Source organism: Kitasatospora sp. MAP5-34 (genome assembly GCF_029894335.1).
Taxonomy (GTDB): Bacteria; Actinomycetota; Actinomycetes; order Streptomycetales; family Streptomycetaceae; genus Kitasatospora.
Genome location: NZ_JARXZC010000019.1, coordinates 100,477 through 114,519 on the forward strand (window position 1 = coordinate 100,477; position 14,043 = coordinate 114,519).

The following is a 14,043-nucleotide window of genomic DNA, read 5'->3' on the forward strand; positions in this document are numbered from 1 at the left end:
GTTTGCCCTACCTGTCGGCCGTTTCGCTGGTCCAGCTGGCCAGCAGCCGCAGCGACTCCGCCGAGGGGGAGCCCGGTTCGGCGTGGTAGGCGACCAGGAGCTGGTCGGGGTCGCCCGGCATCCGCAGGGTCTCGTACGCGAGGGTGAGCCGGCCGACCAGCGCGTGGTGGAGCTCCTTCACGCCGTAGCTCTTGTCGCGTACGTCGTGGGCGGCCCACAGGCGGCGGAAGTCCGCGCTCTTGAGCGACAGTTCGCCTACCAGGGAGGCGAGTTGGGGGTCGTCGGGGTAGAGGCCCGCGTCCAGCCGCAGGCCGGCGAGCACGTCCGCCGCCTTGCCGTCCCAGTCGTCGTACAGCTCGCGGGAGGCGGGGGAGAGGAAGAGCTGCCAGGCCAGGTTGCGCTGCTCCGCCGGCATCGCGGCGAAGTCGCCGAGCAGGGCGCCGGCGAGCCGGTTCCACCCGATGATGTCCAGCCGCCGCCCGATGACGTACGCCGGGATGTCCGTCATCGAGTCGATGAGCTGTTGCAGCGCCGGACGGATCTGCTGCCGGCGGGTGAACGCGCGCGAGCGGCGCTGGACCGGCTTGGTGAGGTGGCTCAGGTGCTCGCGCTCGGCCTGGCCGAGCCGCAGCGCGCCCGCGATGGCGTCCAGCACCGAGCTGGAGACGTTCTCACCGTGTCCCTGTTCGAGCCGCGTGTAGTACGCGACGCTCACCCCGGCCAGCTGCGCCAACTCCTCCCGGCGCAGCCCGGGGACCCGGCGGCGGCCGCCGTGGTGGGTGATCCCCACGTCCTCGGGCTGCAGCCGGGCGCGGCGCGAGCGCAGGAACTCGCTCAATTCGGTGCGCTGGTCCATGCCGCCCAGTATGAGGGTGATTCCGCCAATGGTAGGAACCGCAGACGTACGTTCAGTGGTGGACTGGCTAGCACCTGGCGGGCGGGCGCAGAGTGAGGTCATGACCATTACGAATGTCCCCGCTTACGCCGCCCCCTCGCCCAAGGCGCCGCTGGAGCGCACGACCGTCCCGCGCCGGGCGCTCGGCGAGCACGACATCCTGATCGCCATCGAGTTCGCGGGCATCTGCCACTCGGACATCCACCAGGTCAACGAAGACTGGGGCGCCGGCATCTTCCCGATGGTGCCCGGCCACGAGATCGTCGGCGTGGTCGCCGAGGTCGGTCCGGGTGTCACCCGGTACGCGATCGGCGACCGGGTCGGGGTCGGCTGCTTCGTCGACTCCTGCCGCGAGTGCGAGAACTGCCTCGCCGGACTGCAGCAGTACTGCACCGGCCAGCCCGGCGCCGTGATGACCTACAACGGCACCGGCCGCGACGGGCAGCCCACTTACGGCGGTTACTCCACCCACCTGGTGGTGGACGAGGGTTACGCGCTGCGCATCCCCGACGCCATCCCGCTGGACGCCGCCGCACCGCTGCTCTGCGCCGGCATCACCCTCTACTCCCCGCTCGCCCACTGGGGCGCCGGTCCGGGCAAGAAGGTCGCGGTCGTCGGGCTCGGCGGGCTCGGGCACATGGGCGTGAAGCTCGCGCACGCCAAGGGCGCCGAGGTCACGGTGCTCAGCCAGTCGCTGCGCAAGCAGGAGGATGGCCTCAAGTTCGGCGCCGACCACTACTACGCCACCTCGGACCCGGAGACCTTCGAGCGCCTCGCCGGTACCTTCGACCTGATCCTCAACACCGTCTCCGCCGACCTCGACCTCAACGCCTACCTCGGCCTGCTGAAGACCGACGGCACCCTGGTCCAGATCGGTGCGCCCGAAAAGCCCGCGCTGGTCGCGCAGTTCGCCCTGATGGGCGGCCGCAGGTCGCTGGCCGGCTCGATGATCGGCGGCATCCCGGAGACCCAGGAGATGCTCGACTTCTGCGCCGAGCACGGTATCGGCGCGGAGATCGAGGTGATCAGCGCGGACCGGATCAACGAGGCGTACGCGCGGGTGCTCGCCAGTGACGTCCGCTACCGGTTCGTGATCGACGTGTCCACCATCTGACACACAGTCGATCAGTCGCGGCGGGGCCGACCGCTCGGCGTCACGGCCTGCAGAACAGCTGGGGGAGCCGGGCGGCGGCCCAGGGGCGGCGGCCCCAGGCCAGGATGCGGCCGGCCAGCACCTCGCGCCAGGTCGAGGAGCGGCCGTAGCCGACGAGCAGGAACGCCACCGGGTCCGCCAGGACGCGGCAGTCGACCCGCTCGCCGGGCCCGGCCGGGCCGGTGGTCACCGTGCCCGCGCTGAGCCGGACCACCAGGTCAGGCGAGCTTCGGGGGGCGCCGCGCCAGCTGATCCGGTACGAGACCTCGGCGCGGCGCCCGGCGTCGGTGAGCATCAGCGGCAGCATCCGGGCGAACACCTCGCGCGCCACCACGGTCGCCTCGGACCGTTCGATCGGCCAGGGCGTGGCGCTCGTGCGGGCTATGTCCAGGCCGTGCACCAGGATCTCGCCCAGGGCCAGCGCGGTGAGGGTGTCCGTGGTCCGGGTCACCCCGGGGCCGTACCAGGGGGTGTCCAACGCGGCCTCGGGGTCGAGCGAGGCGGTGGCGGCCAGAAAACCGGCGATCCCCTCCTCGACCATGCCGATCGCGACGGCGGACTGCTGGTCACCGGCGCTGTCGGCGAGTTCCTGGACGAGCGCGCCGTTGACAGTGGCCAGCCGCCGGTGGAAGTCCGGCTCGTCCGGTACGTACCGGGCGAACTGCGCGCTGTTGCCGACCGCCGCCTCGGTGAACCCCCGGAACACGTAAGCCAGATGGGACGCCACATCGGCCACCCGCCACTGGGAGCCGGCCACCTGAGCTGCCGGATCGCCCTCCCGGAGCAGCCGTACGAGCCGGGCCCCGCCTTCGCCCACCGCACGGCGGGCCTGCTCGCGGTCGCTCTGCTCCATGCCCATGCCTTCCCGGAAACAGCACCAGGGCCTGGGACGGACGCCGGCCCCTGAGGTGTCGGCAGAGCGTAGAGGCGGCCGAGTCACCCTGTCCACCCATTGGTCACCATCGGGCCGGGCCGGAAACGACAGTGGGCCCGGCGCATGCGCACCGGGCCCACTGGTCAAGTAGCGGGGACAGGATTTGAACCTGCGACCTCTGGGTTATGAGCCCAGCGAGCTACCGAGCTGCTCCACCCCGCGTCGGTGAACCAGACTCTACGGTACGTACGCGTCAGCGCGAAATCGCCTGGGCCTGGCGGGGCGGGCGGTCGAGGAGAGCGACTACCGCTGACCGGGCCGCACCTCCGAGTGGTCATCCGAGTGGTCAGCTGCTGGGGTCGAGCACCAGCTTGCCGAAGGTCCGGCGCGCCCTGAGGTCGGTGTGGGCGCGGGCCGCGTCCGAGAGCGGGTAGACCCCGCCGACCTGCGGCTTCAGGCGGCCGTCGGCCGTCATGGCGAAGAGTTCGGCCATCGGCTCGCGGTACATGCCCGGGCGCCCGATGCAGTGCATCAGCCAGAAGCCGACCACCGCCCGGGAGCGGCCCATCAGCCCGGCCGCCGTCACCGGCGCGGGCGCCTCGCGGGAGGCCATCCCGTAGGTGACCAGTCGGCCGAAGGGTGCGAGCGCCGCGAGTGAGGCGTCGAACACCGGCCCGCCGGTCATCTCCAGCACGATGTCGACCTTCTTGCCGCCGTTGGCCTCGATCAGCCGGTCCTTGAGGCCGTCGGCGTCCGCGTCGATCGCGACGTCGGCGCCGAGTTCCACCGCCAGGTCGCGCTTCTCCTCGGAGGAGGCGGTGGCGATCACCCGGCCCGCCCCGAACTGCTTCGCCAGCTGGACGGCGAGCGAACCGGTGCCACCGGCGGCGGCGTGCACGACCACCGACTCGCCCGGCGCGATCCGCGCCGAGGTCCGCAGCAGGTGCCAGGCGGTGAGCCCCTGCACCACCAGGGCCAGCGCCTGCCCGTCGGTGACACCCTCGGGGACGTCGTGGGCCATCGCCTCCCAGGCGACGGCCCGCTCGGCGTACCCGCCGCCCTCGGTGATCGCGACCACCCGCCGCCCCTCGCCGGTCCGCCCGACGACCTCGGAGCCGACCACCATCGGAAGGGTGCTCCGGGACAGGTAGGAGTCCTCGACGGCGTGCGTGTCGGCGTAGTTGACGCCGATCGCCGACACGTCGACCAGCAGCTGTCCGGGCTGCGCCACCGGCTCCGGCAGGTCCACGACCCGCAGGATCTCGGGGCCGCCGAACTCGGTGATCTGGATCGCGCGCACAAGCACTCCCTACTCGCGGGTAACTATCTCCGCCCACCCAACACCTGGCGGGCTCGCTTGTCCAGACCTAAGCGTACGCTTGTTTCAGCTCGCCCGGCGGCCGCCGCGCCCCCGCCGTGGGTCCCAAACGCCGCGCTCACTCCCGCAGGCGGTGCTCCGGGTCGGCGGCCAGCATCCGGCGGACCTGGTCGAGCAGGGCGCTCGCGTCCTGCTCGGTGCCGCCTTCGTCGAGGCCGCTGCCGCGCAGCGCGTCGGCGATCTCCTTGAACTGGACGTCCCAGTCGTTCTGGTAGACCTGCTCGTGCTCCTCGCTGCCGAGCCCGTGCGGCTGGCGCAGTCCGAGGGTGAGGTCGATCACCTTGCCGATCAGGGCGGTCATCCCGAACGAGAAGAGGCCGAGGACCAGCACGGCGACCAGCTGCTTGCCGAGCAGGTCCCAACCGCCGCCGTAGAACAGGCCCTTCTTGCCGGTCATCACGCCGGTGGCCGCCAGGCCGACCATCACCATGCCGAACAGCCCGCCCCAGCCGTGGATGCCGACCACGTCCAGGGTGTCGTCCACACCGAAGCGGTACTTCCAGCTGATCGCGAAGGCGCAGGTCAGCCCGGCCAGGAAGCCGATGACGGCGGCCCAGAGCGGGCTGACGTCACCCGCCGCCGGGGTCATCGCGACCATGCCGGTGACGGCGCCCATGCTCATGTCGAGCAGGCCGACCTGCCGGGTACGCCAGTAACTGGTGGCCGCCCAGCCGGCCATGGCGGCGCCGGCGGCGAGCTGGGTGTTGACGAAGCCCATCGCGGCCGCGCCCGGCACGCCGAGCGAGGAGCCGGTGTTGAAGCCGAACCAGCCGAACCAGAGCAGCGAGAGGCCGACGACGACCAGCGGCAGGTTGTGCGGGCGGATCGGCTGCCGCTCGAAGTCCTCGCGCCGTCCGGCGACCAGGGCCAGCGCCAACCCTGCCGCGCCGGAGCTGAGTTCGACCACGGTGCCGCCGGAGAAGTCGACCGCGCCGAGCTGCTTGGCGACCCAGCCGTCGGGCGCGAACACCCAGTGCGCCATCGGGACGTAGACCAGCAGGGTCCAGGCGCAGACGAACGCGATCCAGCCGTTCATCTTCGTGCGTCCGGCCACCGAGCCGCTGATCAGCGCGACCGTCACGATGGCGAAGGACATGTGGAAGACCGAGAAGATCACCGTGGGCGTGTCGCCGGTCCGGCTCTGCAGGCCGACGCCGTGCATGAACAGGTGGTCCAGTCCGCCGATCACGCCGAGCCCGCCCGCGTCCTTGCCGAAGGCGAGCGAGTAGCCGGCCACGAACCAGATGATGCTGACCAGCACCACACAGACGAAGCACATCTTGAGCATCGCGATGACCTGGCTGGTCTTGACCATGCCGCCGTAGAAGAAGGCGAGGCCGGGTGCCATCAGCAGCACCATGGCGGAGGCCATCATGAGCCAGGAGGCGTTGCCCGTGTCGAACAGAGTGGTCATTTCTCCTGCTCCCGTCGCTGGAGCACCTCGCGGAGTTCGGCCAGCAGCTCGGCGTCCCCGCTGCCGGAGTCCCCGCCGCCGACCGTGACCGGGACGCGGGCCTCGGCCAGGCGCTTGCGGATCTCGGCGATGGTCTCGTCGTCGTACGCCTGCTCCTCCTCCTGGCCCGGGACGTCCTCGTACTCCTCGGCGGCCCGGAAGCCGACGGTCCGCTCGACGGCCTTGGCGATCAGCCAGGTCACGCCGAAGGAGAAGGACGCGCAGGCCAGCACCGCGACGGCCTGGCGCCACAGCAGGTCGACGCCGCCGCCGTAGAACAGGCCCTTCTTGCCGCTCATCTGCGAGGTGGCGAACAGGCCGATGGCCAGCACGCCGACGATGCCGCCCCAGCCGTGCACGCCGACCACGTCGAGCGTGTCGTCGTAGCGCATCTTGTACTTGAGGTTGATCGCGAAGGCGCAGACCACGCCCGCGACGAAGCCGATCACCAGGGCGCCGACGGGCGAGACCTCACCGCAGGCGGGGGTGATGGCCACCATGCCGGCCACCGCCGCCGAGGCGACCCCGAGCATCTCGACGTGTCCGAGCCGCCACTTCTCGATCAGCGGCCAGCCGACCATCGCGCCGCAGGCGGCGAGCTGGGTGTTGAGGAAGGCCATCGGCGCGGAACCGGCGGTCTGCAGGGCGGAACCGGCGTTGAAGCCGAACCAGCCGAACCAGAGCAGGGCGAGGCCGATCACCACCAGCGGCAGGTTGTGCGGGCGGATGGGTTCGCGTTCGAAGTCTCTGCGCTTGCGCACCACGATGGCGACCGCGAGGCCCGCCGCACCGGAGTTGATCTCCACCGGCAGGCCGCCGGCGAAGTCCAGCGCGCCCAGGTGCGCGGTGACCCAGCCGTCGGGCGCGAACACCCAGTGCGCCATCGGCACGTAGACGAACATCGTCCAGAGCACGACGAACCAGAGCCAGCCGCGCATGGTGGCCCGGCCGGCGATGGAGCCGCTGATCAGGGCGACGGTGATGATGGCGAACGCCATCTGGAAGCAGGAGAAGATCACGGTGGGGATGGACCCGGTCAGGCTGGTCATCCCGACGTCGTGCATCAGCCAGTGCGAGGGGGTGCCGATCAGCCCCCAGCCGCCGACGTCCTTGCCGAAGGCGAGGCTGTAGCCGATGGCCAGCCAGAGCAGGGTGACGATGGCCAGGCAGACGAAGCTCATCTTGAGCATGACCAGGACGTGCTTGGTCTTGACCATGCCGCCGTAGAAGAAGGCGAGGCCGGGCGTCATGAGCAGCACCATGGCGGTGCCGGCCATCAGCCAGGCGGTGTTGCCCGTGTCGAGCGAGGTAGGCATCCGAGAGTCTCTCCGGGTCGGGTCACCACGCTGGAGCGCCACGGTGACTGATCGTCAGGACGGTCTGGGCGGTCTGGGTGGCGACTCCCGGAAGTCGGGAGCGGAGGCCCCGGGAGCGGACTGGCAGAATTCCACCATACGGAAACCAAATTCCGTTCGAATGAAACCTAGGCCAGGGTGGAAGGCGCGTCAACAATTTGTTCAGAGCCTTGGCCGGATCTTTAACCGCGAGCGACCTGGTGGGGGTGGCCGCAGTGGCCGACTCCGCGCGGCAGCTGGCCACCTTCGTGGACGGCGTGCTGGCCGCGACCGGCGCCGCGCAGGTCGACATCGTCGGCCACAGCCAGGGCGGCATGATGCCCCGGTACTACCTGAAGTTCGACGGCGGCGCGGCCAAGGTGCACACCCTGGTCGGGCTCGCCCCCAGCAACCACGGCACGACGCTCGACGGCCTCACCACCCTTGCCGGGTCCTACCCGGGCGCGCTGGACGTGGTCGGCTCGCTCTGCCCCGCCTGTGCGGACCAGGTCGCCGGCTCGGACACCCTGGGCCGTCTCAACGCGGGTGGTGACACCGTGCCGGGCGTCTCGTACACGGTGATCGCGACCAGGTACGACGAGGTGGTCACCCCGTACGCCACGCAGTTCCTCTCCGGCCCCGGCGTGCACAACGTGCTGGTCCAGGACCTCTGCCTGGCCAACATCCCCGACCACGTCCTGATGGCCGTCGACCCGGTGGTCCGGCACGAGATCCGGCACGCCCTCGACCCAGCGCACGTCGGCGAGGCCAACTGCCTGGCGAACCTGACCGGTTGAGCACTTCGCGGGCAGCGACCACAGGAGCCCCGCGCCTTGTGGTCGCTGCCCGCCTACCAAGGGCGTCAGCTCCAGGGCAGCTCCGAGCGGTGCTGCCAGTACGCGCGGGCAGGCTCGGCGAGTGCGGCCAGTGCCGCGAGTCGGCCGGCGTCGAGGCGTACGGAGGTGGCCCGCAGGTTGCTGGTGAGCTGGTCGGCGGTGGCGGCGCCCGACAGCACCAGGTCGGCCCAGGGCTGGTGCAGCACGGCGGCCAGGGCGACCGCGTCGGCGGTGGTGTCCGCCGCTGCGGCCGCCTGGTGCAGGACGGCGGGTGCCGCCGGGCCGGCGAGGCGGCCGTTGGCCATGCCCTCCTTGACGATCACGACGCAGCCGGCGTCGTGTGCCTCGGCGAGCGCCGGACCGGCCGAGGGTTCGAGCAGGTTGTACGTGGCCTGCACGCTGCGGAAGAGCGGCTCCCCGTCCACGGTGACGGCCAGCGCCGCGCGGATGGCGTCGGCCTGGGCCGGGCCGCTGGTGGAGAGGCCGATGGTCACGCCCTCGGCGGCGAGCCGGGCCAGCCGGGCGTGCAGGGCGGTGTCGGTGAGCGCCGGACTTTCCGGGGTCACGGAGTGGATCTGGTAGAGGTCGAGCCGCTTGCCGAGCAGGGCCCGGCTCTCGGCGAGCTGGCGGTCGAACGTCCCGGTGCTGTGGTCCTTGACCTCGTGCACCTGGGCGTCGGCGCGCCAGCCGGCGGTGTAGGTGTAGCCCCACTTGCTGCCGACCAGGACGTCCCGGACCTGCGGCCTGCTGTCGAGCCACTCGGCGAGGAACTCCTCGGAGCGGCCGTAGGAGCGGGCGGCGTCCAGGTAGCGGACGCCCTGCGCGTACGCCGCGTCGAGTACCTCGTGCGCGCGCTCGCGCATCGCGGCGACCGTCCGTTCGGCCGGGAGATCCCGCTCCCGGCCGAGGTTGATGTAGCCGGGGCGGCCGACGGCGGCCAGGCCGAGCCCGATCCGCGAGGACAGCGCGGCGGTTGCATTGTGGTCGAAGGACACGGGCGGTTTCCCCCTGCTCGGAGTGGGCGGGTTTCGTCACAGTACCCAGGTCAGGGGTCGGAACGGGCGGTGGTTACGCTGTCGCGCATGTCTCGCACCAGGCTCTACCGCAGTGGCAACCTCGTCCTCGAGGACTTCCCCGTCGAGGACATCTCCGAGTACGTCTCCGACCCGTCCGCCGTGGTCTGGCTGGACCTGTGCGCGCCGGGTCCGAAGGATCTCGCCATGATCGGCGAGGAGTTCGGTCTGCACGAGCTGGCCGTCGAGGACGCCCGGAACGAGCACCAGCGCCCGAAGCTCGACTGCTACCGCACCCACTCCTTCATGAGCGCCTACGCGGTCGGCACCGACCGGGAGACCGGGATGCTGACCACGAGCGAGATCTCGGTCTTCATCACCAGCACCGCGCTGATCACCGTCCGCGCCGACGACAGCTTCGACATCGAGCAGGTGGTGGCCCGCTGGGACGACACCCCCGACCTGGTCAAGCACGGCGTCGGCTTCCTGCTCTACGGGCTGCTGGACTTCATCGTGGACGGGCACTTCGCGGCCGTGCAGGAACTCGACGACCGGATAGAGGAGGTGGAGGACATCCTGTTCGACGAGGACAGCTCGGCGATCCAGTCGATCCAGCGCCGCTCCTTCGAACTCCGCAAGAACCTGGTCCGGGTCCGCCGGGTCGTCCTGCCCATGCGCGAGGTCGTCAACACGCTGCTCCGCCGCGACCTGCACATCGTCAACGAGCCCCTGACGCCGTACTACCAGGACGTCTACGACCACGTGCTGCGCGCCACCGAGTGGACCGAATCGCTGCGCGACATGATCACGTCGATCATGGAGACCAACCTCACCATCCAGAGCAACCGGATGAACCTCATCATGAAGAAGGTGACCAGCTGGGCGGCGATCATCGCCGTCCCGACGGCGGTCACCGGCTTCTACGGGCAGAACGTGCCGTTCCCCGGATTCGCCGCGGAGTGGGGCCTGGTGGCCTCCTCCACGGCGATCGTCGTCCTCTCGGTGGTGCTCTACGTCAGCTTCAAGCGCAAGGACTGGATCTGACGGGTAGTCAACTGACGGGTCGTCAGCAGTCGCCGCTGCCCGGGCCGCCCAGAGTGAACGAGGTCGGGGTGACCCGGCCCGCGTTGTACAGGGCCGGGCTGGTGGCGGTGACCGTCAGGGCCGGGGTGTCGGTCGAGCCGGTGAGGAAGAAGTCGCTGATCCAGCCGGAGTGGCGGGACGTGCCGAAGCGGCCGTTGCCCATGTCCTCGCAGGTGGCGTCCTTGGCGTGGGCGACCTCGCCGAAGGCGGTGACGACCTGGGTGCGGGTGTAGGTGCCGTTCCAGAGCGAGCCGGGGAAGTAGCCGACGGCCTGCTCGTTGTAGAACAGCCACCAGTCGCCGGCCACGTTCTGGATCGAGAACCGGGCGGCCGTACCGGCCCGGACGGGCATGCCCGCCTTGGCCGTACGGGAGACCTGGACGAAGCCGCAGCCGTTGTAACAGCTCTCGGCGCCGTCCACCCAGTGGTAGACGAACAGGTGCGGACGGGTGTCGCCGTTGAGGCCGAAGTCGACCGTCCAGCCGATCTCCACGGTGGACTTCCGGTCGGCGGACTGCACGGCCAGCTCCTGCAGCGAGTGCGACTCCGTGTCGCCGGGCTTGATCTCCGGTGCGGCCTGCAGCATCCGTACGCTCGCGCCCGTCGCGTCGGTGATCTGCCTGCCGGAGACGTAGTCGTAGCACGAGCCGTACCAGCAGACCGGCCCGGAGCTCGCGGCGGCGACGGCGGGCAGCGGGCGGGGGGCGTGCGTTGCGGCCTGGGCGGAGGTGCCCACGGACAGCAGGCTCAGCGCCGCCATCAGCGCGGTCGCGCCACCGAGGATCGTTCGGCCTGTTCGCATGGAGGGCTCCGTTCGAGTTCACTAGCGTGATAACTACGCTTAAGTTGCGAGTTAAGCTAGCGGTGGCCGATGCGCGGCGCAATACCCTGTGCGCGAGTGATCTGCGAGTGGTTCGCGAGTGACCCGGGCCCGAGACGAAGAGGTGCACCATGGCGGAGCAGGCACAGGACCGTGCCGAGATCGGCCGGCGCGTGCTCCGGCGGCGTACCGAACTCGGCCTGACCCAACGTGCGTTGGCGGAGCCGGAATACACCGCCGCGTACATCTCCACCCTGGAGTCGGGCAAGGTGCGCCCGTCCGAGACGGCACTGCGCTTCCTCGCCGGGCGGCTTCGCGTCACCTTCGAGGAGCTGTCCACCGGGCAGCCCGCGCACCTGGCCACCGACCTGCGGATGCGGATCACCGACGCGCGGCAGACGCTCGCCGGCGACGCCCCGCAGGAGGCCGGGGAGCAGTTCGCGGCGCTGGCCGCCGAGGCCCGTCGGTTCGGTCTGCCCGCCGAGGAGGCCGCCGCGCTGACCGGTCTCGGCGACTGCGCGACGGAGAGCGGCGACCTCGACCGGGCCATCGAGCACTACCGGACGGCCGAGGAACTGCTCGCCGACGCGCCGCTGCCGCAGCGCGTCCCCGCCCTGCGCGGCCGGGCCGTGGCCCATCTGCTGGCGGGTGACCTGCGGTACTCCTGCTACCTGCTGGAGACCGCCATCGACCAGCTCAACGCCGGCGGGCTGCACGATCCGAACGCCCTGCTGCTGCTGTACTCGGCGGTGATCGCGCCGTACCTGGATCTGGGCGCCCACGCCCGCGCGGCCCAGGCCGCCGAACTGGCCCTCGCGCTCGCGCCGCAGGTCACCGACCCGGCGCTGGTCGCCCGGATGCACCGGGGCGTCGCCCGCACCCTGCTGGCCGCCGGCCGCGCCGCCGAGGCGGACGCCTCGCTGGCCCGGGCCCAGGAGCTGTACCAGCAGCTCCGGATCCGTACCGAACTCGCCCACTGCCATTGGATGCGCGGCTACATCCAGGCCCAGGGCGGCGACCTGGTGCAGGCCGAGCACGAACTGCGCACCGCGCGCGACATCCTCGCGCACCGCCGGGCCACCCTCTACACCGTCCAGATCGACGTCGAACTCGCCGATGTCCTGCGCCGCCGGGGCAAACCCGCCGAGGCCGAGCAACTCCTGTCACAGCTGGTCGGCGAACTCAGCCCCGCGCGCGGCGCCGTCCACGCGGGCGCCGCGCACCGGCTGCTCGGCCTCATCGCCGAGGAACGCAGCGACCTAAGGACGGCGGAGCAGCAGTACGGCGCCGCACTGGCCCTGCTCGAACAGGCCGGAGCGGCGGGCGACATCGCCGATCTCTGCCGACTCCTCGGCGACCTGCTCCGCCGCACCGGCCGGACCGAGGCCGCACTCGACATCTACCGCACCGGGCTGGGCCACCGCGCCGCCCCCGGCACGACGACCCTGGGCCCGGTCCCGGCCGAGCCGCCGTTCGGCGCGGCCCCGAGTTAGGCCGGTCGGTCCCAGGCAGGACCGGGCCTACTCGGCCGGTTCGGCCGCGTCCGCCGGCACGGCCGCGAGCAGCCGGGCCACTGCGAGCAGGTCGTCGAGTCCGGTGAGGAGGGCGGCGGTGTTCTTGTCGGGGACGGCAGCTCGGAACTGCATCAGCCGCCGGCCGTTCAGGGTGAGTGTGCCGACGTCGTGGTGCGCCATCAGGTACCCGGTCAACTCCGGTGTGAGCAGCGCCGGGACGACGGCGGGGTCGGCGGCCACGACGGTGTACCGCCGGTCGAATTCCTCGTCCACCGGTACGGTCGTGAGTTTCTTGGCAGCGGGGCCCGCGTCGTGGTCGGTGCGGGTCAGCCACAGATACGGGTACGACCGCTCCAGTGTGGTCTGCCACACGGTCACTCGGGTCGGCCGGTTGGGTGCGTTGCTCCCGTCGTGGATCACGCAGCGCAGGCCGTCGGTGGAGAACACGAGGCAGCCGTCCGCATGGACCCGGGCCCGGCTGCCGTCGGCCCGGGCGCCCATGTCGAGGGTCGTGCTGTCGTGGAACCGCCAGCCGCGCTCCACGGCGAGCTGCCGGCGGGCCCCGAACCGCGTGCGCAGACCACGGAGGCCGCCCACCACGGCCACCCCGCCGCCCACCACTCCGACCAGGAGGATGGCGCCGCCGGAAACGGTGGCGATCCAGCCCCATCCGGCGTAGTTGCTCCGCTGCTGGTCGAAGTCACGGGTGAAGGTCTTGCCGAAGCGGGGTGTCACCTCACAGGTGTCGTGCGGGTGCATGTCGTGGGCACCGCAGGGGACGGTGGGGCCGTAGAGGAGATCCAGGCCCAGTGCCAGCATTCCGGCTGGGATGAGCATGAGGGCGATGAAGACCAGCCCTGCCATGGACAATCCCAATACCTTGGACAGCGGTCCGTTGCGCTTCATGGCTTTTCCCTCCCGAGAACAGCTGAGCCGAACCGCATCAACCTAACGTCGGGCACTGACACATGGGGACGGCCCGACGACTCCGATCGGAATGTCCCTGAAGGCTCCCGGCACGTCCGGACGGCCGGGAGGCGCGACACGTGGAAACCTGGAGACATGAGCAGGCAGAGCGAGGTAGCGCAGTCGGAAGCCGTCCGCCGCTATGCGAGGGCGCTGGCGCACTTCGGGCGCCGGGTCTTCCAAGTGGCCGAGGACCAGTGGCCGTTGCCCACGCCGTGTACCGAGTGGTCGGTCCGGGACGTGGTCAACCACCTCGTCTCCGAGCAGCTGTGGGTCCCCGAACTGCTCGCCGGGGCGACCGTCCAGGAGGTCGGCGACCGGTTCGACGGGGACGTGCTGGGGTCCGACCCCGCCGCCACCTGGTCGGCGGCGGAGGCGGCCGCCTGCGACGCCTTCGCCGTGCTGGCCGAGGGCGGCGGGCTGGACCGCACCGTCCATCTCTCGTACGGTGACACTTCTGCGCTGGCCTACTGCCGTCAGATGACCTCCGACGCCACCGTGCACGCCTGGGACCTCACCCGGGCCCTGGGCGGCCACGCCCGGCTGCCGGAGGATCTGGTGGAGGCGGCGCTCGCCGAGGTCACCCCGTACGCGCACGCGCTGTCCGCGACTGGGCTGTTCGCCCCGGCGGTCGAGGTGGCCCCGGGTGCGAGCCGGCAGACCGAGCTGCTGGCGCTGCTGGGCCGCCGGACCGGCTGGCGCCCGCCGGGCGCCTGAGAGCCTG

At 71.2% G+C, this 14,043-nt stretch carries 12 protein-coding genes, 1 tRNA gene and 1 pseudogene; 5 read left to right on the forward strand and 9 right to left on the reverse strand.

What is annotated here, in order from left to right; all coding sequences use genetic code 11:
- Positions 1 to 7: 7 nt before the first annotated feature.
- Positions 8 to 856 carry a helix-turn-helix transcriptional regulator gene (locus P3T29_RS17635; RefSeq protein WP_280717446.1) on the reverse strand — a complete coding sequence of 283 codons (849 nt, stop codon included), beginning with the start codon at positions 854 to 856 and terminating at the stop codon, positions 8 to 10.
- 100 nt (positions 857 to 956) lie between these two features.
- On the opposite strand from P3T29_RS17635, the gene P3T29_RS17640 reads away from it, so the two are divergent.
- A complete protein-coding gene (locus P3T29_RS17640; protein ID WP_280717447.1) occupies positions 957 to 2,009 on the forward strand; it encodes an NAD(P)-dependent alcohol dehydrogenase in 1,053 nt (350 codons plus the stop codon).
- Between the two features lie 40 nt (positions 2,010 to 2,049).
- Here the strand turns inward: P3T29_RS17640 and P3T29_RS17645 are convergent, their stop codons facing one another.
- The 5 genes from P3T29_RS17645 to P3T29_RS17665 form a co-directional block, all read right to left on the reverse strand.
- A complete protein-coding gene (locus P3T29_RS17645) occupies positions 2,050 to 2,901 on the reverse strand; it encodes a maleylpyruvate isomerase N-terminal domain-containing protein (protein WP_280717448.1) in 852 nt (283 codons plus the stop codon).
- 169 nt (positions 2,902 to 3,070) lie between these two features.
- A tRNA-Met gene (locus tag P3T29_RS17650) sits at positions 3,071 to 3,144 on the reverse strand.
- A gap of 124 nt (positions 3,145 to 3,268) precedes the next feature.
- Positions 3,269 to 4,222, reverse strand: coding sequence for an NADPH:quinone oxidoreductase family protein (locus P3T29_RS17655; RefSeq protein WP_280717449.1), 954 nt, complete (start codon positions 4,220 to 4,222; stop codon positions 3,269 to 3,271).
- A gap of 136 nt (positions 4,223 to 4,358) precedes the next feature.
- Positions 4,359 to 5,714 carry an ammonium transporter gene (locus P3T29_RS17660; protein WP_280717450.1) on the reverse strand — a complete coding sequence of 452 codons (1,356 nt, stop codon included), beginning with the start codon at positions 5,712 to 5,714 and terminating at the stop codon, positions 4,359 to 4,361.
- Positions 5,711 to 7,069, reverse strand: coding sequence for an ammonium transporter (locus P3T29_RS17665; RefSeq protein WP_280717451.1), 1,359 nt, complete (start codon positions 7,067 to 7,069; stop codon positions 5,711 to 5,713). The genes P3T29_RS17660 and P3T29_RS17665 overlap by 4 nt, the downstream gene beginning before the upstream one ends.
- A gap of 263 nt (positions 7,070 to 7,332) precedes the next feature.
- Between P3T29_RS17665 and P3T29_RS17670 the strand changes: the two are divergent.
- Positions 7,333 to 7,884: pseudogene (locus P3T29_RS17670) on the forward strand (lipase); the annotation flags it as partial.
- A gap of 65 nt (positions 7,885 to 7,949) precedes the next feature.
- On the opposite strand, the gene P3T29_RS17675 reads toward P3T29_RS17670, so the two are convergent.
- Positions 7,950 to 8,918, reverse strand: coding sequence for an aldo/keto reductase (locus P3T29_RS17675; protein WP_280717452.1), 969 nt, complete (start codon positions 8,916 to 8,918; stop codon positions 7,950 to 7,952).
- Positions 8,919 to 9,005: 87 nt separating this feature from the next.
- Between P3T29_RS17675 and P3T29_RS17680 the strand changes: the two genes are divergently transcribed.
- Positions 9,006 to 9,980, forward strand: coding sequence for a magnesium transporter CorA family protein (locus P3T29_RS17680; protein ID WP_280717453.1), 975 nt, complete (start codon positions 9,006 to 9,008; stop codon positions 9,978 to 9,980).
- 22 nt (positions 9,981 to 10,002) lie between these two features.
- On the opposite strand, the gene P3T29_RS17685 is transcribed toward P3T29_RS17680, so the two are convergent.
- The gene (locus P3T29_RS17685; protein WP_280717454.1) at positions 10,003 to 10,821 is read right to left on the reverse strand and encodes a neprosin family prolyl endopeptidase; all 819 of its coding nucleotides are present in this window, start codon (positions 10,819 to 10,821) and stop codon (positions 10,003 to 10,005) included.
- Between the two features lie 149 nt (positions 10,822 to 10,970).
- On the opposite strand from P3T29_RS17685, the gene P3T29_RS17690 reads away from it, so the two are divergent.
- Positions 10,971 to 12,332, forward strand: a complete 1,362-nt coding sequence (locus tag P3T29_RS17690; protein WP_280717455.1) for a tetratricopeptide repeat protein — start codon at positions 10,971 to 10,973, stop codon at positions 12,330 to 12,332.
- A gap of 27 nt (positions 12,333 to 12,359) precedes the next feature.
- Here the strand turns inward: P3T29_RS17690 and P3T29_RS17695 are convergent, their stop codons facing one another.
- A complete protein-coding gene (locus tag P3T29_RS17695) occupies positions 12,360 to 13,259 on the reverse strand; it encodes a hypothetical protein (protein ID WP_280717456.1) in 900 nt (299 codons plus the stop codon).
- A 156-nt stretch (positions 13,260 to 13,415) separates the two neighbouring features.
- Between P3T29_RS17695 and P3T29_RS17700 the strand changes: the two genes are divergently transcribed.
- Complete coding sequence (locus P3T29_RS17700; protein WP_280717457.1) at positions 13,416 to 14,036, forward strand: TIGR03086 family metal-binding protein; 621 nt, start codon at positions 13,416 to 13,418, stop codon at positions 14,034 to 14,036.
- The last annotated feature ends 7 nt before the right edge of the window (positions 14,037 to 14,043 follow it).